Raw genomic sequence first — 25,532 nt, 5'->3', positions numbered from 1 at the left:
CTTATTAACATCCGTTTATATGAAGGTATTTTACGCATTGGTATTAGTTATCGTTTTGTCATCCTGCCAAACAGAAAACGCTAATTATGAAAGCTATACAAGCGATTTAGATGATGAGCTCATCACTAATCTTATTAATGCTTCTAACGGCGTTGGCACATCATATTACCTTCTTCCAGATAGTGATGATTTTTCCCGAATACCTCAAGATCCACTAAACCCGATTACTGCAGAAAAAGTAGCTTTAGGGAAACTATTACTTCATGAAACTGCTTTAGGCGGCAATCCCAAAATGGATGAAATGAACGGGCAATACACCTGTGCAACTTGCCATCCTGTAGCCTCTGGATTTTTCTCAGGAAGACGACAAGGTATTGGAGAAGGCGGCATTGGTTTTGGAGTTAATGGCGAAGGAAGAACATTTAATACTGAAATGCCACTAGACTCAGTAGATATACAAGCAGTAAGGCCACCAACACTTTTAAACTTAGCTTATCAAGATGTTATGTTATGGAATGGGCAATTTGGCGGCACCGGAACAAATGCAGGTACCGAAGCTCAATGGGATCATATTCCAGAAAATGCTGAAGGTTTTCAAGGCGTAGAGGTACAAGCTATGCAAGGCCAGCTAGAACACCGTTTAAAAGTTAATGAAGAGTTTGTAGATTCCTATAATTACAGAACGATGTTTGATGCTGCATTTTATAACATTCCACAATCTGAACGTTATACTAGAAAAACAGCTGCTTTAGCAATTGCAGCTTTTAATAGAACAATTCTTGCAAACCAAGCGCCTTGGCAAGAGTATTTAAAAGGAGATTTAGAAGCATTAAATGATCAACAGAAAAGAGGTGCAAATCTATTTTTCGATAAAGGTTTATGCTACCAGTGTCACAATGGTCCTGCACTAAAAGACCAAGAGTTTCACGCGTTTGGTTTTGGAGATTTTGATGGTTCTCTAGAAGCCATGGTTTTACCATCTATTGATTTTGAAAGCGTTAAAAAAGGACGTGGTGGTTTTACACAAAACCCAGATGATGATTATAAATTTAAAACACCTACGCTATATAACTTAGCAGATGCTGGTGCATTTGGTCATGGCGGAACGTTTTCAACCATTAGAGAGGTTGTAGAGTACAAGAACAATGGTGTAGCACAAAGCGCTGAAGTTCCTTCTACGCAACTAGCTTCGCAATTTGGTTCTTCAAATTTAACCAATGATGAAATAACAGACCTAACAGCTTTCCTGAAAGACGCTTTAAGAGACCCAGATTTATTACGCTATGTTCCCAACACTGTTAACTCTGGTAATTGTTTTCCTAACAATGATGAGCAATCTAGAATTGATTTAGGTTGCAATTAAAAATCTAAATAGTGTATAGAATAACGCTTTTCATCTGTATTTACAATTTGTCTTAAGGGTTCTAAATTGTCAGAATTAGTATAAAATATTGGTGCTGGCTGTGGAGAAATAGCAGATAAATTATAATGTTCTAAAACTGCTTTTGTTTGCCTTGCAACTGCCAAGCCAGAATCTATTATTGTTACTGTTTTAGGAAGCAATTCTTTAAGCTTAGGAATTAAATACGGGTAATGGCTGCAACCCAAAACCAAGTAATCAATATTTTTATCCAGCATTGGTTTTAGATATAATTTAAGCAAACGCTCAACCTCTTTTCCATCTTGTCGGCCAGCTTCAATTTCAGGTACAAGACCTTTACCAAAGACTTCAATAATATCTATATCTCTCGCATATAGCTCTGATGTTTGTGTAAATAACTCACTGTTTAAAGTGCCTTGAGTAGCAAGTATTCCTACTGCTTTGGTTTTAGTATTTAATGCTGCAGGTTTTATAGCAGGCTCTATAGCTATTATTGGTAATGTGTAATTTGCTCTTAAATGCTTTATGGCATTAGTAGTTGCTGTATTGCAAGCCACAATAATTACTTTAGCACCTAAGCTAATTAGCTTTTCTGTATTCTTGATACTAAGTTTAACAATCTCATCTTTAGTTTTTTCACCATAAGGAGCATTCTTACTGTCTGCAAGATAGATTGTATGCTCTAAAGGCAGTAATTGATGAATTTCTCTCCATATTGAGGTACCTCCAACTCCTGAATCAAAAATACCTATAGGTGCATTGTTTTGCATATCCTAAAAATAAAAACTGCGCTTTAAAAAAGCGCAGTTTTATGAAATAATATTATACAATTTTAAACTTATGATACAGCTTTCAATTTTTTGATAATAGATTTATTTAATTTCTCCTCAGCATAAGCTTTAGTTACTTTAAATTCTTTTTCATCACTATCTGGAAAATCAAACATTGCATCTGTAAATATTTCTTCACAAAGCGATCGTAAACCTCTGGCACCTAATTGATATTCAATAGCTTTTTCAACAATATAATCTAAGGCTCCATCTGTAATATGAAAATCTACCTCATCCATCTCAAACAACTTTTTATATTGCTTAATAATGGCATTTTTAGGCTCTGTAAGTATTGCTCTTAAAGTACCTTTATCTAAAGGATTCATATAAGTTAGTACTGGCAAGCGTCCTATAATTTCTGGTATTAAACCAAAATCTTTTAAATCTTTAGGTATAATATACTTTAATAAATTATCTCTCTCAATTTGATCTTCACTAAGAGATGCACTAAAGCCAACTGCCTGCATATTTAAACGCTTAGTAATCTTTCTATCTATACCATCAAAAGCTCCACCAGCTATAAAAAGAATGTTCTCGGTATCTACCTCAATAAACTTTTGGTCTGGATGTTTTCTTCCTCCTTTTGGTGGTACATTTACTGTTGTTCCTTCTAAAAGCTTTAATAATGCTTGCTGCACACCTTCTCCAGAAACATCTCTAGTAATAGATGGATTATCACTCTTTCTAGCAATTTTATCTATTTCATCTATAAAGACAATACCTTGCTGTGCTTTTTCCAGATTATAATCTGCTGCCTGTAATAAGCGCGTTAATATACTCTCTACATCTTCTCCTACATAACCAGCTTCAGTTAAAACAGTAGCATCAACTATTGCAAGAGGTACGTTTAACATCTTTGCAATGGTTTTAGCAATAAGCGTCTTTCCTGTACCTGTCTGACCAACCATAATGATATTACTTTTTTGTATCTCAATATCATCATCACTTGGTTGTTGCAATAAACGCTTATAGTGGTTATATACCGCTACAGACATAACACGCTTAGTGTGTTCCTGCCCAATAACATACCCATCTAAAAAGGCCTTTATTGCATGAGGCTTTCTTAATTTTAACTCTGTAGTAAGCTCTCCTGTAGCATCTTGTTTAGATTCTTCTAAAACTATACCATGTGCCTGTTCAATACACCTATCACAAATATGTGCATCTAACCCAGCAATTAATAAATTGGTTTCAGGTTTTTTTCTCCCGCAAAACGAGCATTCTAAGGTTTCCTTAGCCATAACTTTTTTTTTAGTTTCTGCTTATTCTCTTTTAAGCACTTCATCAATCATACCATATTCCTTGGCTTTATCTGCTTTCATCCAATAGTCACGATCACTATCCTCATAAACTTTATCATAAGGTTGACCACTATGCTTAGAGATAATTTTATAAAGCTCTTCTTTTAACGTAAGAATCTCTCTTGCTGTAATTTCTATATCACTTGCTTGTCCTTGTGCACCTCCTAAAGGTTGGTGTATCATAACTCTTGAATGAGGCAAACCACTACGCTTACCTTCTGCGCCTGCACATAAAAGCACAGCACCCATAGAAGCTGCCATACCAGTACAGATAGTTGCAACATCTGGCTTTATAAACTGCATAGTATCATAAATACCAAGACCTGCATAAACGCTTCCGCCTGGTGAGTTTATGTAAATTTGAATATCCTTATTTGCATCTGTACTTTCTAAAAATAATAGTTGTGCTTGTACAATGTTAGCAACTTGGTCGTTAATTCCTGTACCTAGAAATATAATACGATCCATCATTAGCCTAGAAAACACATCAAAAATTGCTATGTTCATCTGGCGTTCTTCAATAATATTTGGAGTTAGCCCTACTGGCATCATGCTACTAACAATATCATTATAATAATTGCTGTTTATACCGTGATGTTTCGTTGCGTATTTTTCAAATTCTTTTCCGTAATCCATAGATAATTTCTTTTTCTTTTTTGACAAAAAAAGCGTTAAACCTATAACAGACTTAACGCTTTAAAGATACTATTAATTCTGCTAAACGACTATTCGTAAACTTCCTTTACGAAGTCTTCGTAGCTCATTTCTTTTTCTTTAAGTTTCACGTTTTCTTTGTAGAATCCTAAAAGACGTTCATTCATTAACTGCTCTGTCATACGCTTAACCTCATCTTGGTTACCTAGTACACGTGCAGCAATATCTTCTAACTCTTTATCTGAAGGATTCATCTGACCAAATTGAGCCATCTGCATCTTAATACGATCTTTAGCAAAAGCTTTAAGATCTTCAAAGTTAACGTTAAGGTTGTTGTCCTTTATTAGCTTTGCTTCAATTAACTGAAAACGTAGCCCTTTTTCACTTTTTTCATATTCTTCTTTAGATTGCTCTAAAGTGATTTCTTCTTCTGATGTTGCTTTTATCCAACGCTGAAGAAATTCTGCTGGCAAATCGAATTTTGTGTTCTCAATAAGATACTCAGAAACATCAGTTAATAATTGCTGATCGCTCTGTTGCTTAAACTGCCCTTCTGCATCTTCCTTGATTTTTTCTTTCATCTCAGTCACAGTTTTCACTGTATCCTTACCAAAAAGCTTGTCAAATAATTCTTGATCAAGTTCTGCAGGAATTTGCTTATTTGCTTCTGTGATTTCAAATGTCACTGGAATATCTAGACCATGTGCTTTGTCATGTTCAACTTTAAGGAATTCCATTAGGTCATGATCATCTTCAAAAAGACCTTTTGTTTTAAGGCTAATTGTATCTCCAACTTTAGCTCCCACAAACTTTTTAAGGTTTGCTTTGCCTTTTAGCTTTTCTAAAGGAAGCGTAGTTGTGTTTTCTATACCTTCTTCTTCATTTTTAAAAGTACCGGCAACAAGATCACCTTCAGCAACTGTATCTTTAGCTTCAAGTTTACCGTATTGCTTTTGTATACGCTCTATCTGGCTATCTATCATCTTATCATCTGCAATGATTTTATAAGATGTTATTGCCTTTTTTGGCTGAAGATCTAATTCAAACTCTGGAGTTAAACCAAGTTCGAACTCAAATTTATAGTCATCTGCATCCCAATCAAAGTTTGCTTGTTCTTTTGGAAGTGGATTTCCTAAAACATCTAACTTTTCTTCGGTTAAATATTTGTTTAAGGCTTGATCTAGTAATTTGTTTACTTCATCTACCAATACAGCTTTACCATATTGCTTTTTTACCATTCCCATAGGAACTTGGCCTTTTCTAAAACCAGGTATATTAGCAGTCTTACGGTAGTTCTTTAGTATTTTCTCTACGTTTTCGCTGTAATCTTCTTTAGCAATATCAACTGTTACTATTGCATTTAACGAGTCGATGTCTTCTCTTTTGATATTCATTCTGTAAAACCTCTTAAAAATTGGAGTGCAAAAATACGGCTTTTCTTGAGACCCTACAACTCCTAAAATGCTGTGCCTTAATTAGTCGTTGTCTGTATCTAATACAGAGAACAATATAGATTGAATAATAGATAATAAGATACTAAACACTAATGCTATCCAAAAACCACTTACCGCAAAACCATCTATAAAAGCATCTGCAAGTAAAATAATTACTGCATTTATAACCAATAGGAAAAGCCCTAATGTTAACACGGTAATTGGTAGTGTTAGTATAACTAAAACAGGTCTTACAATTAATTTAAGTAATGCCAACACCACTGCAACGATAATTGCACTTAAGTATCCCGTAACTGTTATACCAGGAAGGAGTTTTGCTAATAAAACAACTGCTAATGCAGTTAGTAAAAGTCTTAATATAAGTTTCATAGTATCATTAAAAAAAGCGCTTCATTAATTTGAAGCGCTTTTATAAATTTAATAAATTTTATCTAATTAGTTTCCACCAACACTATTACTTAAGTTAACAGTGCTATAAGAACCAATATTAACTTTTGGCACAGTAGCATTATAAGTAGAGTTAATCGCATCTATAATAGCGTTAGCTGTAAATGCATATCCTCTTGGCGTTGGGTGTACACCATCTAATGAAAATGCGCCTCCTGTTGCAAAAACAGATGTAATTGTACCGCCATCAAAACTAATGCCTCCATTTGCTACTGCATTTAATTCTGATCTAGCATCAACATAAGCCAAGCCGTTAGCTTCTGCTAAACCTTGAATCGTTGCATTGTAAGCTGCAGATGCATTTGAAATTGAAGTTTGCTCTTCTGGGATTAAAACAAATTGATCTTGTAAAGGAACTGCTACACCAATTACAGATGTTTGATCATCTGGGTTAGCTAATGTTCCTAATACAGATGCTGCTGGCAATGTAATTAAATCACCTGACGCAGATTGACGTAATGGTGGGATTTGAGATCCATCTGTTGGGTTTACCAATGGCGTTAATGTTTCGTCTAAGATTACAGCTCCATTTTGACCTGCCTGAAAACTAATATTGCGTCGCGCTGCTTCTTCTTGCGATATTACTCCAAATGATGCATAAAGTGCAATTGCGTTATTATAATCCGTATAAGCGTCGTTAGCAAATGCAGCCGTAGGCGCATCTAAAGGTATTGGGTTTGTAGGTACAGTTGTAAAATATGGAATAGAAGTTACATCTGGAATATTAACTAAAACTCCTTTTGCTCCATTAGAAGCTAAAGCTGATACATAACCGCTATAAACCTGTGCAAATACATTTGGGTCTGTAATATCATTAGATCCATAAGTTGTAGGATCAAAATTTCCTGTTTGATCAACACCTATACCACCAGTTGTAGCATAGCTTAATACATCGTTATTACCTATCCAAAGCGCAAAGAATGTTGGGTTTTGAGAGACAGCATCTCCTATAACAGTAGCGTTTGGAGAAGATGCCATTCTTATAAAGTAAGGGTTTGCAGCAGCAGGAAAGTTTGCTACATTACCATATCCTTCTAATCCTAAATGAAAACTCTTAGCACCAGGAACACCCATATTATTAAATGGTCCACTTAGTACGTTTGAGATATCTGTTGTAGGAGTTTGTCCTGTATAAACAGCAGGACCAGGATTTCCAGCAGCATCAAAAGCTAACACAAAACGATTGTCTGTAATTTGAGTACCGCTTAACAGTAAACCTCCAGCATTATCATTTACTAATGGTTGCGTAAACTCGCCGCCACCTAAAAGTGAAAATTGATTTGCAAGAATGTTTGGGTAAGAACTTTGTTGTGCTTGAAGGTATAATGCATTATCTGCAAAACCTGCAGTTAAAGAGTTACCAACTGCAACAAAGTTAGAGAAGTCTGCATCACCAGAGTCATACACGCCTCCATCTTCAATAGGATTGTCTAATTCTGGCTCACAAGCTACAAAGCCTAAGGCAAGAATTGCAAAGTATTTTATATAGTTTTTCATATGCTAATTTATATAATGTGTTATTATAGTTTGTATGTTACACCTAAACCTGGTGAGAACGCGCTAGATTTATATGTTCCTTCAAATGGTACATTTTGGCCATCTTCTTGATAAAAATCGTAAGAAGCATCTACCTCTTCAAATCGTACATATAAGAAAGAAGCATCTATTGCTAAGCTAGGCGTTACTTGGAAAGATAAACCACCAGTAAATCCGTGAGAGTCGTTTCTTGGCGTCTCTGGAGCAAAATAGCCTTCTTGAACAGGAGACTCATCAAAATAGTAACCACCTCTTAAAGTGATTTTCTCAGTAGCATCATACTGAAGACCAAATCTCCAAATATTTGCGTTTTCGTAATTTCTTGGGTTTAAAGATTCGTTACCATCTTCAAATTGAATATCTAAATTATTGTATACATCCCAGAAAGCTCTGTTATAATCAAAAGCAAAAGTAAATTTATCACAGAATTCATAAGATACACCTACAGTTAATTCTGCTGGCAAAGGAAGACTTGCAGAAAAGCCTTGGTCACCATTTGCTGGTACTGCTGGAGAGTTAGGGAAGTTTGAGAACGTTGCTGTTCCTTCTGTAGAATCTAGAATTATCTCACTTCTATAGTTAAAACCTACTCTTAATTTTTCTGTTGGAGTAAACATAGCACTTACACTATATCCCCATTCTGAAACTCCAGAATCTTCTATTGTAACATTAGATCTTACACCTTGTTCGTCTGTAAGAGTTCTGTTAATGTTTCTATTAAACTCAACTGCACCAGTTACATAAATTGGACCACCACCAATACTCAAGATATCATTAATCTTAAATGATGCTAAAGGCTGAATGTAAATAGCCTGAAGGTCTATTCTGTTTACCAGATGAGATCCAGACCAATCTGTTGGCCACTCTACAGTACTACCATAAGGTGTATAAACGGCTAAACCGGCTGTAAACCAATCTGTCACTTTATAAGAAGCATAAAGATAAAGAGGTGTTCCTACTGGACTGTCTGTTTGAGAAGACGTTCCAAACTCTGTGTTTTGATAAGTTACATCTGAAAAGACACCAAAACCACCGACAGATACGTTTAGCTTATTTTCTAAATATACTAAACCTGCAGGATTAAAAAATGCCAATTCTGCTGAGTTTACAACAGCGACACCTGTGTGTCCCATAGCCAAGGCACGTTGTCCCTGTAAGCTTACTCGATAACCACCTGCATATACAGATGCCATTGCCAAGGTAAATACAGCAAGCGTTAATAATTTTTTCATATTATATGTTTTTTAAGGTTTTGTTAACGTCGTAAATTTAAAATAAAATATGAACTCTACAACAGATTAGGCAAAATTATTATGCATACATAATATAGACAGTGCATTTATATGAATTTCATAATTTTAGCGTAAAAAGCGTCAGGATTCTCAGCGTGAACCCAATGTCCTGAGTTGTTAATTTTTTCAATTTTAGCCTCTGGAAAATGATTCAAAATTAAAGATTCGTCTTCAGATATGATATAATCTGAACGTTCTCCCTTAATAAATAATGTTGGTTTACTATATGTTTTACCATTAGGTAGAGACTTTCCTACTTCTTCAATATTTTCAATTAAAGATTTTAAATTCATCCTTAAGGCCAACTGTCCCTTTTTAATCCAGTATAAGTTTTTTAACAAAAATTGCCTTACACCTAATTCTGATACATATTCTGAAAGTTTTTTGTCTGCACCACCTCGACTTTTAATGGTGTTAAAATCTAATGACGACAATCCTTTAAGAATAGATTGATGGTGTTGCGGGTAAGATTTGGGTGCAATATCTACAATAATTAGTTTTTCAAACAACTCTGGTGCATTAGTAGCTGCCAGCATTGCTGTTTTTCCTCCCATAGAATGACCAAGTAAAATACTGGACTCAAGATTATGAAGTTTACAATAGTCTTTTAAATCTTCAGCTAACAACTCGTAAGAAAAGTCATCAGAATGTGGACTCCTACCGTGATTTCTCTGATCTATTAGATGAACCTGATAACCATCTTCAGAAAATTGCTTTGCAAGTGTTTTCCAATTATCTCCCATTCCCAGAAAACCATGTAATATTAACAATGGCTTTCCTTCTCCTATTATATTAGAATGCAACTTCATATTATTTTAATGCTTTTAAATAATTAGAAATAACAGTTTCAAGACCCAAGTAAAGACTTTCTCCTATTAATGCATGCCCTATTGACACCTCTAATAAATATGGCACCTTTTCTTTAAAATAAGCAATGTTTTTAAGAGACAGATCATGCCCTGCATTTATGCCCAAATTTAAAGAATGTGCCAACATTGCACTTTCTGTATATGGTCTTACAGCTTCTTCTGGGCTAATAGTAAATTTATCTGCAAAAGCTTCTGTATAAAGCTCAATGCGATCTGCTCCAATTTTTGAAGCACCTTCAATCATTGCCGCAACAGGATCTACAAATACAGATGTACGGATACCGTTGTTTTTAAACTCTGAAATAATTTCAGTTAGAAAGTCTTTATGCTTTACAGTATCCCAACCAGCATTAGATGTAATAGCATCAACAGCATCGGGCACTAAAGTAACTTGTGTCGGTTTGTTTTGCAACACCAAATCTATAAACTTAGGATTTGGATTTCCCTCTATATTAAACTCAGTAGTCACAATAGGTGCCAAATCTCTAACATCTTGATAACGTATATGGCGCTCATCTGGCCTAGGATGCACAGTAATACCTTGACCACCAAAACGCTCCACATCTTTAGCTACTTGAACTACATTTGGATAATTGCCACCTCTCGAGTTTCTAAGAGTAGCTATCTTATTAATATTTACACTTAATTTTGTCATAACTTATTATTGAATTACAAAAATACAAAGTTGCACCATGGTGGTGTCTTTAAAATTGATTAATTTGCAAGTAAAATTTGCATATGCTTTTTGAAGATTATATCATTAATGATATAGACATACAGGATATTAATCAGGACATAGCCTTAGTTAAAGATGTTTTTGACCAACTTACTTATACACATATTCCTGTTGCTAGAGATGGTGTTTATATTGGCTGTATTTCTGAAAATGATGTGCGTTGTTTTGAATCTGGAAAGACATTGCAAGATTGCCAGTATGCATTTGAAACTTTTTTCTGCAGAATTACAGATAACTGGCTAGATGTTTTAGAGAATTTTGCTCAAAACCATACCAATCTAATGCCTGTATTAGATGAAAATCAAAAATATCTTGGCTACGTTGAGTTAAATGATATTCTAAACTTATTTAATGAAACACCTTTCTTGAATGAAGCTGGTGGTATTTTAGTTGTAGAAAAAGGTATAAACGATTACTCATTTAGTGAAATTTCACAGATAGTTGAATCTAACGAGGCAAAGGTGCTTGGTGCGTTTATTTCAAAAATGGAAAAAGATATGGTTCAGCTTACAATAAAGATTGGGCAATCTGCCATAAATGAAGTCTTACAATCTTTTAGAAGATATGGTTATAGTATAGTTTCTTCCCATCAAGAAGACACCTTTTACAAGAATTTAAAAGACCGCTCAAAATATCTTGACAAATACCTAAATATATAAGTTATGAAAGTAGGTATATATGGTCAATTTTACCATAAAGACGCTGGTAAGTACATACAAGAATTACTAGATGAGTTAGATAGAGCTCAAATTGATGTAATTATAGAGGAAAACTTCCTAGATATAATTAATCACCACGAGACTATAAAGAAAGAGTACAATCACTTTTCTACTTTTGAAGAGTTGGATGACAGTTATGATCTTTTTTTTAGCATAGGTGGCGATGGTACAATCTTAAAAACCATTTACTATGTAAGGCACCACAACATTCCCATTGTAGGAATTAATACTGGCCGCTTAGGTTTTCTAGCTACAATACAAAAAGAAGAGATAAAAGAAAGTATTAGTCATATTTTATCTGGAGATTACTCTATTTCTAAACGAAGTGTTTTACAAATCAACTCAGAACAAGAGCCTGCAACTATAAACGATTTTAACTTTGCATTAAACGAAATTGCTGTAAGTAGGAGAAACACTACTTCAATGATTACTGTGGAAACTTGGTTGAATGACAATTATCTTAATGCTTATTGGGCAGATGGTTTAATTGTATCCACGCCAACTGGATCTACAGGATATTCTTTAAGTTGTGGTGGTCCAGTTATAATGGCAGACACTCAAAATTTTGTATTAACTCCTATTGCTCCACATAACCTTAACGCCAGACCTTTAATCATAAAGGATGACACCAAGATTAAATTAAAAGTTTCTACCCGAGAAGATACTTTTTTAGTAAGTATGGACTCAAGAATTGCAACACTTCAAAAAAACAGCGTCCTTACAGTACAAAAGGCGCCGTTTCAAATTCATTTAGTAGAACTAAACGGCTCAAGCTTTCCTAAGACTTTAAGGAAAAAGTTACTTTGGGGTCAGGACAAGCGCAATTAAAGCAATAAATATCTAATAGATGTGTTTTAAGAATACGACAAAATCGTCGAAAATTCAACGCACGAGAACTTTATTGTTATATTTGCAAACTTTTGAAAATCTATGAGGCATTTAACCGCATTTATCATCATGATTTTTTGTACAACTTACACGTATTCACAAACCTATGAGATAGGTGGCTTTGTTGGTGGCGCCAATTATATTGGAGACGTCGGCAACTCTAGCTTCGTAAACCCTAACTCGTTGGCTGGCGGCTTGTTGTTCAAATGGAATCGCAGTGACAGGCACTCTTTTAGGTTTTCATTATTGCACGCAGAAATTAATGCAGATGATGCTAACTCAGACGAGCCAAGAAGGCAACAAAGAGGTTATGAGTTTACTAACAATATTACAGAAGCTTCTTTGGGTATAGAGTATACATTTTGGGAATGGAATCTGCATAACGGCAAAAGACAAGCCGTACCTTACCTATACACAGGATTAACTGGCTTTTATGCTAATCAAATTTTTAGAGATGGTATAGAGCTAAAGCGTGGTGGCGATAATATAAATATAGCAATACCTGCAGTTGTAGGCTTTAAAGCAACCATTGGCAGGCATTTAATTGCTGGTTTTGAAGTAGGCGCACGCTATACACTTACAGACAATTTAGATGGCAGCAATCCAGAAGAACTAGGTTCTGATGGCGGTGCACAACCATTTGGAAATATAAACACTAATGATTGGTATGTCTTTACAGGCATTACACTAACCTACTCTTTTGGTAGAAAACCTTGTTATTGCAACTTCTAATAATATGGCCAAAGACTATACTATAAATAAAGACGCTTTACCAAAACACATTGCCATAATTATGGATGGTAATGGAAGATGGGCAAAAAAGCAAGGCTTGTTAAGAGTAGCTGGTCATGAAAAGGGCACAAAAGCAGTTAGAGAAGCTGTTGAGGGTTGTGCAGAATTAGGAGTTAAGAATTTAACACTCTATGCATTTTCAACAGAAAATTGGAATCGTCCTAAATTTGAGGTGGATAAGCTTATGAATCTTTTAGTGTCTTCTCTAAAAAAAGAGATTAAAACACTGCAGGATAACAAAATCAAACTTTCTACAATAGGTACAATTACAAGTCTTCCTAAAAAAGCCCAAAAGGAACTGGCAGAAGTAAAAGAGAAAACAAAAGACAATACTCATATGAACCTAACACTTGCATTAAGTTATGGTTCTAGAGAAGAAATACTTCAAATGGTTAAAGGTATTGGAGAGCAAGTTGCTTCTAATCAAATTACACCAGAAGATATTACCACCAAATTAATAGAAGAGCATTTATACACAAATTTTTTACCAGATGTAGATCTTCTTATTCGCACAAGCGGAGAACAACGTATTAGCAATTTTCTTTTATGGCAAATTGCATATGCAGAATTATTTTTTACCGAGGTATTATGGCCAGATTTCAGAAAGAAGGACCTATTAAATGCCATTCACAATTATCAAAATAGAGAACGCCGATTTGGAAAAACGAGTGAACAACTTAGTTAAAGCAGGAATGACACAAAAACTATTTACCCTTCTATTCTTTATAGGAGTAACTTTTGCAACCCAAGCTCAAGATAAAGAACTTCCACCTAACAGTACTAAGTATACTATTGGTGAAATTAATGTAACTGGAACAACGAGTTATAACGAGCAAACAGTAATTGCATTTACAAACCTTAAAACTGGTGAACAAATTTTCATTCCAGGTACTAAGATTAGTAAAGTACTTAATAAGCTATGGGATTTAGGTTTGTTTTCAGACATTAATATATATGTAACTAAGATAACAGGAGATGTAGTTGATCTTGAGATAGAAATTCAAGAACTTCCTGAACTTGCCGAAACAAAAATTAGAGGTCTTAAACGCAAAAAGAAAAAGGAAGAACTTATTAAAGAAAATAAGTTAACTGCAGGAAAAAGAGTTACAGAAAACCTCATTACAACAACACAAAACCGTATTGCCAATTCTTATAAAGAAGAAGGATACTTAAACGCTAAAGTTAAGATTAACACCGTAAAAGTTGAAGATACCTTACCTAACTCCAATAAGGTGCTAATGGTTGTTGATGTAGATAAAGGTGAAAAAGTAAAAATTGATGACATTCAATTTAATGGCAATGAAGCACTTTCAGACGCTAAGCTTAGTAAACAACTGAAAAAAACTAAGGAGAAGAAATTCTGGAGATTCTGGAAAAGATCTAAGTTTATTGCAGAAGAGTATAAAAGTGACAAGGCTAGCCTTATTAAAAAGTACAAAGAAAAAGGTTATAGAGATGCAAGGATTACTAATGACACTATTATAAAGAAAGATGATAATAGTATTGTTTTAGAGTTAGATGTAGAAGAAGGAAACCGTTACTACTTTGGTAACATCTCATTCTTAGGAAACAGCGTTTATACAGATGAGCAGTTAAAACAAATAGTTAATGTTCAGAAAGGTGACGTTTACAATGGTACATTATTAGAAAAGCAAATTGCAGACCCTACAAAACCAGATGCTGTAGATCTTACCAACCTTTATCAAAATAATGGTTATTTATTTTCAACCATTAACCCTGTTGAAACTAGAGTTTATAATGACACCATAGATTTTGAAATTAGAATTTCAGAAAACAAGATAGCTTATTTTGATCACGTTACCGTAACTGGTAATGACAAGACTAATGACAATGTAATATATAGAGAATTACGCGTTAAACCTGGTCAAAAATACAGCAAGAGTAATGTGGTAAGATCCATTAGAGAATTAGGGCAACTTGGGTTTTTTGATCCAGAAGTTTTAGAACCACAGTTTAAAAACGTAGATCCTAACTCAGGAACCTTAGATATGGTTTTCCCTGTTGTAGAAAAAGGGTCGAGCCAAATTGAACTACAAGGTGGTTATGGTGGCGGTGGCTTTGTAGGGACACTAGGGCTATCTTTTAACAACTTTTCAATAAGAAATATATTTAACAAAGAAGCCTACAAACCATTACCTATGGGAGATGGCCAACAACTATCTGTAAGAGCACAAGCTAGTAGCTTTTACGAAACGTATAGTTTAAGCTTCTCAGAACCTTGGTTAGGCGGCAAGAAACCTGTAAGACTTTCTGCGTCACTTTCTCATACTGTACAGTATTTTTATAACGCACAACAAAGAGACACAGACAGAAATAGAAGGTTTTTAATTACTGGTGGTTCTTTAGGACTTGCTAAAAGACTAAGAGTACCAGATGACTTCTTTACATTATCTGGAGCAATTAGCTTTCAGCACTTTAACCTTCAAAACTACAATACTGGTTTATTTACTTTTGGAGACGGATACTCAAACAACCTTGCTTTAACAGTTGGATTGAGCAGAGATAACACTGCAACAAATCCGGTATTCCCAACGTCTGGTTCTCAGTTTTCTGTAACTGCAAAATTGTCACCACCATATTCATTATGGAATGGTACAGATTACGAAGCGCTTAATCAACAACAGGAAGAAGGTACGTTAACAGCTGCTGAAGTAGATCAAGAAAAATTTAAGTGGCTAGAGTACTACAAGATTAAATTTAACGGTACTTGGTATAATCGTTTAGTTGGAAAATTTGTATTAAAAACAAGTGCAGAGTATGGTTTCTTAGGCGCCTACAATTCAGATAGAGGTGTTCCTCCATTCGAAAGATTTTTCTTAGGTGGAGACGGTCTTGGAGGATTTAGCTTAGATGGTAGAGAAACAATTGCACTAAGAGGTTACCCTAACCAATCTCTTGTACCAATTGACAGAAGTTCTTTAAGTCAAGCCACTCAAAATGATGGTGCAACAATTTATAACAAATACTCGTTAGAGTTACGTCACCCAATTACACTTAAACCTGCAGCTTCTATTTATATGTTAGCATTTGCAGAAGGTGGAGCTTCTTATGATGGATTTAGAGATTTTAATCCATTTCAATTAAATAGGTCTGCTGGTATAGGATTACGTATATTTATGCCTGCATTTGGATTATTAGGTATAGATTTCGGATACGGATTTGATCCTATTCCAGGTACAACAGGTTCTAATGGTTGGGAAACACATTTCATTATTGGACAACAGTTTTAATTTGGCACGATTATTTCTATAAACATAATACGTATGAAAACAAGAGTTCTTTTAGTAGTAACAGCATTGTTGTTTTTTGGTCTTCATCAATCTCAAGCTCAAGGCAGAAGTCTAAGAGTAGGTTATATTGATATGGATTACATTTTAGAGAATGTACCTGAGTATAAAGAAGCCGAAACGCAACTAAACGGTAGAGTACAAAAGTGGAAATCTGAAATTGAACAGAAAATGGCTGCAATTGAAGATATGCAGAGAAATCTTGACAATGAAAGAGCCCTACTTACTAAAGAACTTATTGAAGAGCGCGAGGAAGACATTAAATATGAACGTGAAGCAATATATAGCTACCAACAAGACAGATTTGGTCCAGAAGGAGATTTAATGATACAAAAGCGAAGACTTGTACAACCGGTACAAGACCAAGTTTTTGCAGCAGTTCAAGAAATATCTGAAGCAAAAAAGTACGATTTTGTTTTTGAAAAAAGCAATGACTTAGTTATGTTATTTGCTGCAGAGCGTCACGATATTAGTGACCAAATTTTAAGAAGCATTAATAGAGCTGCTAAGAGAAAGCAAGTCTCTAGCAAAAAGGAAAAAGAAGAAGTACTTGAAGAAGAGTACAAAAGTGTAGAAGAAGCTGCTGCAGATGAAGCTAAAGAACAAGAAATTCAAGAAAAGAAAAACGAGCGCGAAACTTTAATTGAAGAACGTAAAAGACAACGTGACAGTATAAGAGATGCTAGAAAAGCAGAATATGAAGCTCGAAGAGCTAAGCTTTTAGAAGAGCGCCAAAGACGCAAAGACTCTATACTCGAAGCAAGAGAAAAAGCAAAAGAAGAACGAGAAAACGGAGGTCAATAGACCAAAAAATCAACATAATAATAAATACAAAAATTAACACTTAATTATTTTTAAAATGAAACAGTACAAAAATCTCATTATAGCATTCGCTTTAACTATTGGAGCAGTTGCATTTACACAGGCACAAAGCAAAGTAGCCCACATTGCATCTCAAGAGCTAATAGAAGCTATGCCAGGCTATAAAACAGCGATGAGCGATTTGGAGAAGCTTCAAAACACGTATGATGCAGAGATCAAAACAATGATGACAGAGTTCTCTAATACATACAAGCAATACTCACAAGAAGCAGAAAGTAAAACTGCTGAAGAAAATGCAAAGCGTAGCCAAGAAATGCAAACTACAGAGCAAACAATTGCACAGTACCGTCAAAACGCATTACAAGATCTTCAAAAGAAAGAAGTTGAGCTATTAAAGCCAGTTTACGAGAAAGCTCGTGTTGCTGTTCAAAAAGTAGCTAGAGCTAAAGGTTTTGATTATGTTATAGACTCTACAACTGGAACTGGAGTAATCCTTGCAGATGGTTATGATCTTATGGCAGACGTAAAGAAAGACTTAGGTATCTAATCTTTTTCTTTTAAGAACTTAAAAAGCGCTTCAAAATTTGAAGCGCTTTTTTTATATAGAATGCTCAACATTAAAAAACAAAAAACCCCAAAACAAATGTTTCAGGGTTTTTGTGGTACCTCCAGGAATCGAACCAGGGACACACGGATTTTCAGTCCGTTGCTCTACCAACTGAGCTAAGGTACCTATTATTAAGGAGCGCAAATATAAAATCAATTTTGAAACCCTACAACATAAAGACTAAAAAATTCGTTTGTAATTTTACAAAACCATAAATAAAAAGATGAATTTGATAATAGACATAGGTAACTCGAGAACTAAACTTGCAGTTTTTGAGGACGTTACCCTTAAGGAAAGAACAATTTGTTCATCTAATGAAATTGAAAAAAAAATTAAAGAAATATTAGAAAATTGGTCTAATATCTCACATTCTATAATATCTAACACGTCTTCTTACCCAATAGAACACTTAAATTTCTTAGAAAAGTATACTATTGTTTTGCAACTTAATCAATTTACCAGCGTCCCTTATACAAACAATTACAATACGCCAGAAACTTTAGGTTTAGATCGTATAGGTTTAGTAGCTGGATCTGCTAAGGCATATTCAAATGAAAATATCTTAATTATAGATGCAGGTACTTGTATAACTTATGATTTTATTGATAGTACAAATAAATATCATGGAGGTTCTATTTCACCTGGATTACAAATGCGCTTTAAGGCTATGCATGAATTTACAGCAAAACTTCCATTACTTAAGGCTACAGATAATGTAAACTTAATAGGAAAAAGTACATCTGAGAGTATGCAAAGTGGTGCCATTTGGGGTACTTGTAATGAAATAGATGGTTTTATAAACCGTTATAAAGAAAAATATCCTGATTTAACAGTTATTTTTACTGGTGGAGACGCTGATTTTTTGTCTAAACGTATAAAAAATAGCATCTTTGCCAACTCTAATTTTTTGTTGGAAGGATTAAACCATATTTTAGAATTTAACAAAGACACATGATTAAACGATTTGTAGTAATCGTAGCGCTCTTAGGTATAGTGTTGACGGCAAGTGCACAGGAAGGAACCTCATCTCCATATTCATTTTATGGTATTGGTTTAACCAAATTTAGAGGAACTGCAGAACAGCGAGGAATGGCTGGTTTGGGTGCCTATAGTGATAGCATTCACATAAATTTACAAAACCCAGCAAGTTTCGCGAAATTACGCCTAACTGCTTACTCAGTTGGAGCTAGTCACCAATCTTTAAGTTTAGAAGACGCAAATGCTTCTGAGTCTGCTTCTCACACCACCTTTGATTATTTAGCATTAGGATTTCCAGCAGGTAGACTAGGATTTGGACTTTCAGTTTATCCTAGCACAACAGTTGGCTATAACATAAAACCTGATAATGGTGAGTCATTAAGCTCATCAGACCAATTTACTGGTAGAGGTGGCTTAAATAAAGTAGCGCTTTCTACCGCTTATAAAGTTACAGACAACTTTAACATTGGTGTAGATTTTCAATATAACTTTGGAAATATTCAAAACAAAAGCATTCGCTTTCAAGACGACATTCAGTTTGGAACTAGAGAAATTAACCGATCAGATTTCTTAGGCTTCAGTTTTAAGGTTGGTGCTATTTACGACACTAAATTAACTGAGAATTTAGACTTAACAGCTACAGCAACCTATATGCCTTCAACAACTATAAATGTTGAAAACTTCAGGGAATTGGCTACAGTAATTGTGGGTAACTCAGGACAAGAATTAGTAGCAGACAGACAAGATATTGAGTTAGAAGATTCAGATTTTAAAAACCCTTCAGAAATTAGTTTAGGATTAGGGATAGGAAAAGCGAATAAGTGGTATGCAGGCCTTGAGTATGTAAATTCACAAAAAAGTAACTTTAATAATCGTTCTTTTAATAATGAAGACGTTATTTTTGACGACGCCTCTAAATTTAAAGTTGGAGGTTTTTATATTCCAAAATATAATGACCTTACAAGTTACTTAAACAGAATTGTTTATAGGTTTGGAGCACGATATGAAGAAACCGGTCTAAACCTAAGAGGAGAAGACATTAACGAGTTTGGCATATCTTTTGGAGTAGGTATACCAGCAGGACGATTATTTACAAATGCTAACCTATCTTTTGAATACGGACAACGTGGTACAACAGATGCAGGCTTAATAAAAGAATCGTTTTACAATATTATAATCGGCTTGTCTTTAAATGACAAGTGGTTTGAAAAAACTAAGTTTAATTAACCATTTTAAATACTATGAAAACTAAAGCAACTTTATTAATAACAGCTTTATTTCTAGGCATACAGTTCACTAATGCACAAGCTGCAGACTGTGCAACACAATTGTCGCTTTTTGCAACAAGTGCTAAGAATAAGCAATACGACGCAGCAAAACCTCACTATGAAACATTAGTGAAAGACTGCCCTTCATACTCATTAGCAACATACCAATATGGTGTGCGTATGTACAAGCATTTTTTAGATAAAAGCACAGAAGCTAATAAAAAGCAAAATGCAGAAAATCTAATTGCTGCACATCAAGCAAAACTTAAATATTTTGAGAATGACCCTAAAGTAGATAAGGGAGATGTTCTTGCAGATATAGCACAAGTAATGTACGATAACAAATTAGGTACTACAGAAGAGCAATATGCTGCTTTTGATAAAGCTTGGACTACAGATAAGGCATCTTTTAAAAGTCCTAAAGGTTTACTTACTTACTTTTCTTTATTAATAGACCTTCAAGAAGCTGGTAAAAAAGATCTTCAAGAAGTGTTTGATAAATATGATGAGGTAATCACTAAAATTGAAAAAGAAAATGATGAGTTAGCTGTTAAAGTAACTCCTCTTATTGAAAAGCAAGATAACCAAGAGTCTCTTAACAGATCTGAAAAGATTAGTCTTAAGAATGGAGAAATTTATCTTAAAAACTACAGTGTAGTAGCTGGAAGTATTAACGGTAAGTTTGGAAAAATTGCAGATTGTGAAAATCTTATCCCTTTATACCAAGGACAGTTTGAAGAAAAGAAAACTGATAGCAACTGGTTAAAAAGTGCTGCTGGTCGTTTAAGTGGTAAGGATTGTACAGATGATCCTTTATTTAAGAAACTAGTTGAAGCATTACACACCAATGAGCCTTCTGCAGATTCTGCGTTCTACTTAGGTAGATTAGAAGAGCAAGCTGGAAATATGACTAAAGCGCTTAAATATTACAACGAGTCTGCCGAGTTACAGACAGACCCAACTAAGAGAGCTAAAGTATACTACAGATTGGCAGAAAGCGCTAAAGCTAAAGGTAGCTACAGTACTGCAAGAAGCTTTTACAACAAAGCATTACAAAACAAGCCTTCTTTAGGTGTTGCATACTTAAAAATTGCAGATATGTACGCTAAAAGTGTAAACAACTGTGGTGGTACTTCTTTTGAAAAGAGATCTGTATATTGGTTAGCTGCAGATATGGCGTCTAAAGCTGGTCGTGTAGATCCTTCAATTAAGAGTAATGCAGATCAAGCTGCTGCAGCTTACAGAGGTAGAGCTCCACAAAAATCTGATATCTTCTCAGCAAACATGGCTGGAAAGACAGTAAACATAGGATGCTGGATTGGATCTTCTGTGAAGGTTCCTAACTTGTAAAATGCAAAACACATATAATATATATATAAAGAGCATTGCTGTAACTTTTGTTATAGCAATGCTTTTTTCTTGTAAAGGAAAATTAAACGAGGTTCGTAGCTTCGAGTTATTACAGGATGGCCCACAGGCAATTGGACAAGAGATAAATCTTTTTTATACAGATTCTGGCAAAGTGGTAGCCAACCTTAAAAGTGCTAAACTTAAAGATTACTCAAATCAAGAATTTCCGTATCGGGAATTTCCAGATGGATTAACAGTAGATTTTTTTGATGACAGTAACAAAAAGAATACAGTTTATGCAGATTATGGAATAATCTATGAACCAACGGGCTTAATAGATTTACAAGGAAATGTAAAAATTGTTACTAGCGATAGTACTATTGTCTACGCAGAACAATTATATTATGACCAACAAAAGCAATGGGTCTTTACAGACCAACCTTATACTGCATTGTTTCCTAGTGGCTCTACCACAAATGGAGAAGGATTTGACAGCAATAAGGATTTCACCAAATTTCTATCCAGATCAGACGTTGGTGTCATGTATTTAGAAGAAGAAGAAAAATAGCTGTACTTTTACAACCTTATTGTACAGTATTATGAAACTCTATAAATTTTTTGAATACGCTTATATTGCCATAGCCGTTTGGTTTATTGGTGAAGCTATAAGCATATGGGAAACAGACAGAGGCAGATCTTATATGCTTCTTGCGTTTGCTGCAGTTGCGCTATTTTTATTCTTTTTTAAAAGAAAATTTAGGCGTAAAATTGAAGATAACAATCGTCAAGAATAATGCATTCTGAAATCATTATCATTGTTTTATCTCTTATCCTTTCTGCTTTCTTCTCAGGAATGGAAATAGCTTATGTATCTTCTAACAAAATACATATTGAAATAGAGAAGATGCAAGCCGGCTTCTTGGCCAATATCTTAAGACGTCTTACCAAAAAACCTTCAAAATTTATTGCAACCATGTTGGTTGGCAATAACATTGCCCTAGTTATCTATGGATTTTTTATGGGCGATTTACTCTTGGCATTGTTTCAAAACATGCTTCCTGTAGAAAATGAGATACTTCGATATATTTTTGTAGACCTTAGTTTACTCACCCAAACTATAATTTCTACACTCGTAATTTTACTTACTGCAGAGTTTTTACCAAAAGTCTTCTTTCAAATTTATGCCAATTCTTTACTTAAGATATTTGCTGCACCAGCATATGTATTTTATATCTTATTTGGCTTTATTTCATCGTTTGTAATATGGGTCTCAGACCTTGTATTAAAAAAATTCTTTAAAACAGATGGAGATGAAGTACAGCTAGCCTTTAGTAAAGTAGAGCTTGGTAACTACATTACAGAACAAATGGAGGCTATCGAGGAACATGAAGAAGTAGATAGTGAAATACAGATTTTTCAAAATGCTTTGGAGTTTTCAGAAGTAAAATCTAGAGAAGTAATGATTCCACGTACAGAGATTGTTGCTGTTGATATTACTACAGAACCTAAAGATCTAATTAAATTATTTACAGATACAGGCCTATCTAAAATACTAGTGTACAAAGACACAAATGACGATATTATAGGTTACGTACATTCATTCGAACTTTTTAAGCAACCTAAAACGGTAAAAGAAATTCTAATGCCAGTAGTTTTCGTACCTGAAACTATGCTAATAAAGGATATTCTTAATACACTTATAAAAAAGAGAAAAAGTATTGCTGTAGTTATAGATGAGTATGGTGGCACAAGCGGCATGATTACCGTTGAAGATATTGTAGAAGAATTATTTGGCGAGATAGAAGATGAACATGATTCTGTAATACTTACTGAAGAAGTACTTAATGATAATGTGTATAAATTTTCTGCTCGATTAGAAGTAGATTATATTAATGAAGCCTATAAGCTAGAGTTACCTGAAAGTGAAAATTATGAAACCCTAGGTGGTATGATTGTTCACTTTACAGAAGACATTCCAGAACAAGGCGGAATTGTAGAAATTGAAAACTTTAAACTACACATTCTTGAAGTTTCTAACACAAAAATAGAACTAGTAGAGCTACATAACCTCCAAGAAAACTAGGTCTTTACACCGTGTAACTTTTACACACATTTTCTTTCATGTTATGTGCTAAAACCTTATTTTCGCCCACTATTCAAGACAAAAGAATAAATTACAATGGCAGTATTAAACAAAATTAGAGAACGCTCAATCTTCTTGATCATCATTATAGCATTGGCGTTATTTTCATTTGTATTAGCAGATGTTATCAGAAACGGCGGCTTTTCATCAGGTAAAGGTGAAAATACAGTAGCTACAGTTGGCGGTGAAAATATAGACCGTACAGAATTTGCTAAACAAGTTGACTTATATTCTAAGCAACTAGGACCAAATGCATCTACTATGCAAGCAGTAAACAGAGTTTACGATGCAAAAGTTAGAGAAGTAGTATTGGCACAGCAATTTGAAAAGCTAGGTATAGAGGTTAGCCCAGAACAATTAAAAGCAACAATGGCTTTACAATTAGAAGGTAACCCTACATTTTCTGATGAAAATGGTACGTTTAGCGAGCAAAAACTACAAGAGTATTTAGCTAACATTAAAGCGAGTTCTCCTCAAGCTTACGAACAGTGGAAAAACTACGAAGACCAAGTTGCTTTAGCAGCTAAAGAAACTCAGTACTTTAATATGATTAAAGCTGGTGTTGGTGCAACATTATTAGAAGGTAAGCAAGCATACTTACTAGAAAACAATACTGTTGATGTAGAATATGTAAAAATACCTTGGACAGCTGTTGATGAAAGTGAAGCACAAGTAAGCAAAGATGAAATTAAAGCATATATAAAAGCTCACCCAGATAAGTATACTGTCGAAGCTGGTAGAGATTTACAATATGTTTTATTTGAAGAAAAAGCTTCAGATGCAGATGTAGAAGACATGAAAGCTGAAGTTGCTGCAATGGCAGAAAACAGAGTAGAGTCTGGAGACACACTTTTAGGATTAAAAAACTCTAAAAACTTAGAGACTTTTGTTAATGCAAACTCAGATGTGCGTTACGATGGTAACTACAAGTTTAAAAAAGACCTACCTAAAGATTTTGCAGATGAATTATTCAACTTAAATAAAGGTGAGGTTTATGGCCCATACAGAGATGGTAACACTTTAAAGCTTTCTAGACTAGAAGACACTAAGTCTATGCCAGATTCTGCCAAGGCAAGACACATATTAATATCTTATACAGGTTTACAAACTGCTACAGATGTTGAACGTACAGAAGAAGAAGCTAAGCAACTTGCAGATAGCCTTGCATCTGTATTAAGAAGAGATCGTAATAAGTTTACAGATTTTGCAACTACCTATTCAGCAGATAAGGTTTCAGGTGCAAAAGGTGGAGATTTAGGCTTCTTTACACCAGGTCGTATGGTTCCTGTATTTAACGATTATGTTTTTCAAAATAATGAAGGAGATCTTGGAGTTGTAAAATCTCAATTCGGATTTCATATTATAGACATACAAGAACAGACAGATAAAGAAAAAGCTGTTAAACTTGCAACAATAGTAAGAGAGATTGAAGCTTCAGAAAAAACTACTAACGATTTATTTGCTGAAACAACTAAGTTTGAAATCGCAGCTAAAAAAGGTGATTTTGCAGAGTTAGCTAAATCTAGTGATCTTACTGCTAGACCAGTAAAAGGTGTTAAAGCTTTAGATGAAAATATTCCTGGTGTTGGTAGACAACGTTCTATTGTAAGCTGGGCATTTAATGAAGAAACTAATGTTGGAGATGTTAAGCGTTTTGACGTTCCTCAAGGTTATGTTGTAGTGCAAGTAACTGGAGAGAATGAAAAAGGGTTAATGAATGTTGAAGATGCATCAATTACTGCTACTCCAATTATCAAGAATAATAAGAAAGCAGAGATTCTTAAATCTCGTATTAAAGGAAATACTTTAGCAGAAATTGCTCAAAACCAAGGCGTGCAAATTCAAACTTCTAACGCTCTAAACCTTAAAAGTCCAACATTAACAGGTGCTGGTAATGAGCCAGAAGTTGTTGGCGCAGCGTTTAGCCTTAAAGAAGGTGCTACAAGTGCTCCATTACAAGGTAAAAATGGAGTGTATGTTGTTAAAGTTGTAAAGCGTAACGAAGCTACACCATTAGACAACTACAAAGCGTTTTCAGTTCAGGAATCTAATAAAAGAACATCTGGAGTAAACACTAAAGCTTACAATGCTTTAAAAGAAGCTACAGAGATTGAAGATAATAGATCTAGATTTTACTAGTAGAATCTTAATTCAAAA

General features: G+C 34.5%; 24 protein-coding genes and 1 tRNA gene. 15 read left to right on the top strand and 10 right to left on the bottom strand.

Annotation, left to right across the window (positions count from 1 at the left end; translation table 11 throughout):
• Window positions 1–19: 19 nt before the first annotated feature.
• Window positions 20–1,363: a cytochrome-c peroxidase gene (locus CL818_RS05215; protein WP_272972716.1), complete on the top strand. Its 1,344-nt coding sequence runs from the start codon at window positions 20–22 to the stop codon at window positions 1,361–1,363.
• Here the strand turns inward: CL818_RS05215 and murI are convergent.
• The 9 genes from murI to CL818_RS05170 form a co-directional block, all read right to left on the bottom strand.
• Window positions 1,360–2,151, bottom strand: coding sequence for a glutamate racemase (gene murI, locus CL818_RS05210; protein ID WP_272972717.1), 792 nt, complete (start codon window positions 2,149–2,151; stop codon window positions 1,360–1,362). The two genes, CL818_RS05215 and murI, sit on opposite strands and share 4 nt — an antisense overlap.
• Window positions 2,152–2,219: 68 nt before the next feature.
• Window positions 2,220–3,452 (bottom strand): ATP-dependent Clp protease ATP-binding subunit ClpX, encoded by a 1,233-nt coding sequence (clpX, locus tag CL818_RS05205; RefSeq protein WP_272972718.1) that lies wholly within the window; start codon window positions 3,450–3,452, stop codon window positions 2,220–2,222.
• 21 nt (window positions 3,453–3,473) lie between these two features.
• Complete coding sequence (gene clpP, locus CL818_RS05200) at window positions 3,474–4,148, bottom strand: ATP-dependent Clp endopeptidase proteolytic subunit ClpP (protein ID WP_272972719.1); 675 nt, start codon at window positions 4,146–4,148, stop codon at window positions 3,474–3,476.
• A gap of 89 nt (window positions 4,149–4,237) precedes the next feature.
• Window positions 4,238–5,560: a trigger factor gene (gene tig, locus CL818_RS05195; protein WP_013186638.1), complete on the bottom strand. Its 1,323-nt coding sequence runs from the start codon at window positions 5,558–5,560 to the stop codon at window positions 4,238–4,240.
• A gap of 81 nt (window positions 5,561–5,641) precedes the next feature.
• A complete protein-coding gene (locus tag CL818_RS05190; protein ID WP_272972720.1) occupies window positions 5,642–5,989 on the bottom strand; it encodes a phage holin family protein in 348 nt (115 codons plus the stop codon).
• 66 nt (window positions 5,990–6,055) lie between these two features.
• Window positions 6,056–7,564 (bottom strand): SGNH/GDSL hydrolase family protein, encoded by a 1,509-nt coding sequence (locus CL818_RS05185; protein WP_272972721.1) that lies wholly within the window; start codon window positions 7,562–7,564, stop codon window positions 6,056–6,058.
• A gap of 23 nt (window positions 7,565–7,587) precedes the next feature.
• Window positions 7,588–8,835: an OmpP1/FadL family transporter gene (locus CL818_RS05180; protein WP_272972722.1), complete on the bottom strand. Its 1,248-nt coding sequence runs from the start codon at window positions 8,833–8,835 to the stop codon at window positions 7,588–7,590.
• A 107-nt stretch (window positions 8,836–8,942) separates the two neighbouring features.
• Window positions 8,943–9,704, bottom strand: coding sequence for an alpha/beta fold hydrolase (locus CL818_RS05175; RefSeq protein WP_272972723.1), 762 nt, complete (start codon window positions 9,702–9,704; stop codon window positions 8,943–8,945).
• A 1-nt stretch (window position 9,705) separates the two neighbouring features.
• Window positions 9,706–10,419, bottom strand: a complete 714-nt coding sequence (locus CL818_RS05170) for a pyridoxine 5'-phosphate synthase (protein ID WP_013186633.1) — start codon at window positions 10,417–10,419, stop codon at window positions 9,706–9,708.
• Window positions 10,420–10,502: 83 nt separating this feature from the next.
• On the opposite strand from CL818_RS05170, the gene CL818_RS05165 reads away from it, so the two are divergent.
• The 7 genes from CL818_RS05165 (at window position 10,503) to CL818_RS05135 (ending at window position 17,576) form a co-directional block, all read left to right on the top strand.
• Window positions 10,503–11,159: a CBS domain-containing protein gene (locus tag CL818_RS05165; protein WP_272972724.1), complete on the top strand. Its 657-nt coding sequence runs from the start codon at window positions 10,503–10,505 to the stop codon at window positions 11,157–11,159.
• A 3-nt stretch (window positions 11,160–11,162) separates the two neighbouring features.
• On the top strand, window positions 11,163–12,047 hold the full coding sequence (locus CL818_RS05160; protein WP_286972034.1) for an NAD kinase: 885 nt from the start codon (window positions 11,163–11,165) through the stop codon (window positions 12,045–12,047).
• 102 nt (window positions 12,048–12,149) lie between these two features.
• Complete coding sequence (gene porG / locus CL818_RS05155; protein ID WP_272972726.1) at window positions 12,150–12,839, top strand: type IX secretion system protein PorG; 690 nt, start codon at window positions 12,150–12,152, stop codon at window positions 12,837–12,839.
• A gap of 4 nt (window positions 12,840–12,843) precedes the next feature.
• Window positions 12,844–13,584 (top strand): undecaprenyl pyrophosphate synthase, encoded by a 741-nt coding sequence (gene uppS / locus CL818_RS05150; RefSeq protein WP_272973097.1) that lies wholly within the window; start codon window positions 12,844–12,846, stop codon window positions 13,582–13,584.
• A 7-nt stretch (window positions 13,585–13,591) separates the two neighbouring features.
• A complete protein-coding gene (gene bamA, locus CL818_RS05145; protein ID WP_272972727.1) occupies window positions 13,592–16,150 on the top strand; it encodes an outer membrane protein assembly factor BamA in 2,559 nt (852 codons plus the stop codon).
• A 33-nt stretch (window positions 16,151–16,183) separates the two neighbouring features.
• Window positions 16,184–17,011: an OmpH/Skp family outer membrane protein gene (locus CL818_RS05140; protein WP_219359769.1), complete on the top strand. Its 828-nt coding sequence runs from the start codon at window positions 16,184–16,186 to the stop codon at window positions 17,009–17,011.
• 55 nt (window positions 17,012–17,066) lie between these two features.
• Entirely contained in the window at window positions 17,067–17,576 is a 510-nt protein-coding gene (locus CL818_RS05135; protein WP_013186626.1) for an OmpH/Skp family outer membrane protein, read from the top strand.
• Between the two features lie 113 nt (window positions 17,577–17,689).
• On the opposite strand, the gene CL818_RS05130 is transcribed toward CL818_RS05135, so the two are convergent.
• A tRNA-Phe gene (locus tag CL818_RS05130) sits at window positions 17,690–17,762 on the bottom strand.
• Window positions 17,763–17,859: 97 nt separating this feature from the next.
• On the opposite strand from CL818_RS05130, the gene CL818_RS05125 reads away from it, so the two are divergent.
• The 7 genes from CL818_RS05125 to CL818_RS05095 all read left to right on the top strand — a co-directional run bounded on the left by CL818_RS05125 (window position 17,860) and on the right by CL818_RS05095 (window position 25,514).
• The gene (locus tag CL818_RS05125; protein ID WP_272972728.1) at window positions 17,860–18,591 is read left to right on the top strand and encodes a type III pantothenate kinase; all 732 of its coding nucleotides are present in this window, start codon (window positions 17,860–17,862) and stop codon (window positions 18,589–18,591) included.
• Window positions 18,588–19,841, top strand: a complete 1,254-nt coding sequence (gene bamG, locus CL818_RS05120; protein ID WP_286972029.1) for a BamG family beta-barrel-assembly machinery protein — start codon at window positions 18,588–18,590, stop codon at window positions 19,839–19,841. Before CL818_RS05125 ends, bamG begins: the two co-directional genes overlap by 4 nt.
• A 14-nt stretch (window positions 19,842–19,855) precedes the next feature.
• The gene (locus CL818_RS05115; protein ID WP_013186608.1) at window positions 19,856–21,232 is read left to right on the top strand and encodes a tetratricopeptide repeat protein; all 1,377 of its coding nucleotides are present in this window, start codon (window positions 19,856–19,858) and stop codon (window positions 21,230–21,232) included.
• Window position 21,233: 1 nt separating this feature from the next.
• Complete coding sequence (gene lptC / locus CL818_RS05110; protein ID WP_013186607.1) at window positions 21,234–21,800, top strand: LPS export ABC transporter periplasmic protein LptC; 567 nt, start codon at window positions 21,234–21,236, stop codon at window positions 21,798–21,800.
• A 31-nt stretch (window positions 21,801–21,831) separates the two neighbouring features.
• Window positions 21,832–22,026 (top strand): hypothetical protein, encoded by a 195-nt coding sequence (locus tag CL818_RS05105; RefSeq protein ID WP_272972730.1) that lies wholly within the window; start codon window positions 21,832–21,834, stop codon window positions 22,024–22,026.
• Window positions 22,026–23,315, top strand: a complete 1,290-nt coding sequence (locus CL818_RS05100) for a hemolysin family protein (protein WP_013186605.1) — start codon at window positions 22,026–22,028, stop codon at window positions 23,313–23,315. The genes CL818_RS05105 and CL818_RS05100 overlap by 1 nt, the downstream gene beginning before the upstream one ends.
• Window positions 23,316–23,411: 96 nt before the next feature.
• The gene (locus tag CL818_RS05095; protein WP_272972731.1) at window positions 23,412–25,514 is read left to right on the top strand and encodes a peptidylprolyl isomerase; all 2,103 of its coding nucleotides are present in this window, start codon (window positions 23,412–23,414) and stop codon (window positions 25,512–25,514) included.
• Window positions 25,515–25,532: the final 18 nt, after the last annotated feature.

The sequence above is a fragment of the Croceibacter sp. genome, assembly GCF_002716225.1.
In the GTDB taxonomy this organism is placed as follows: domain Bacteria; phylum Bacteroidota; class Bacteroidia; order Flavobacteriales; family Flavobacteriaceae; genus Croceibacter; species Croceibacter atlanticus.
The sequence above is the reverse complement of the archived record's forward strand: the minus strand, read 5'-3'. Positions and strand labels throughout refer to the sequence as shown.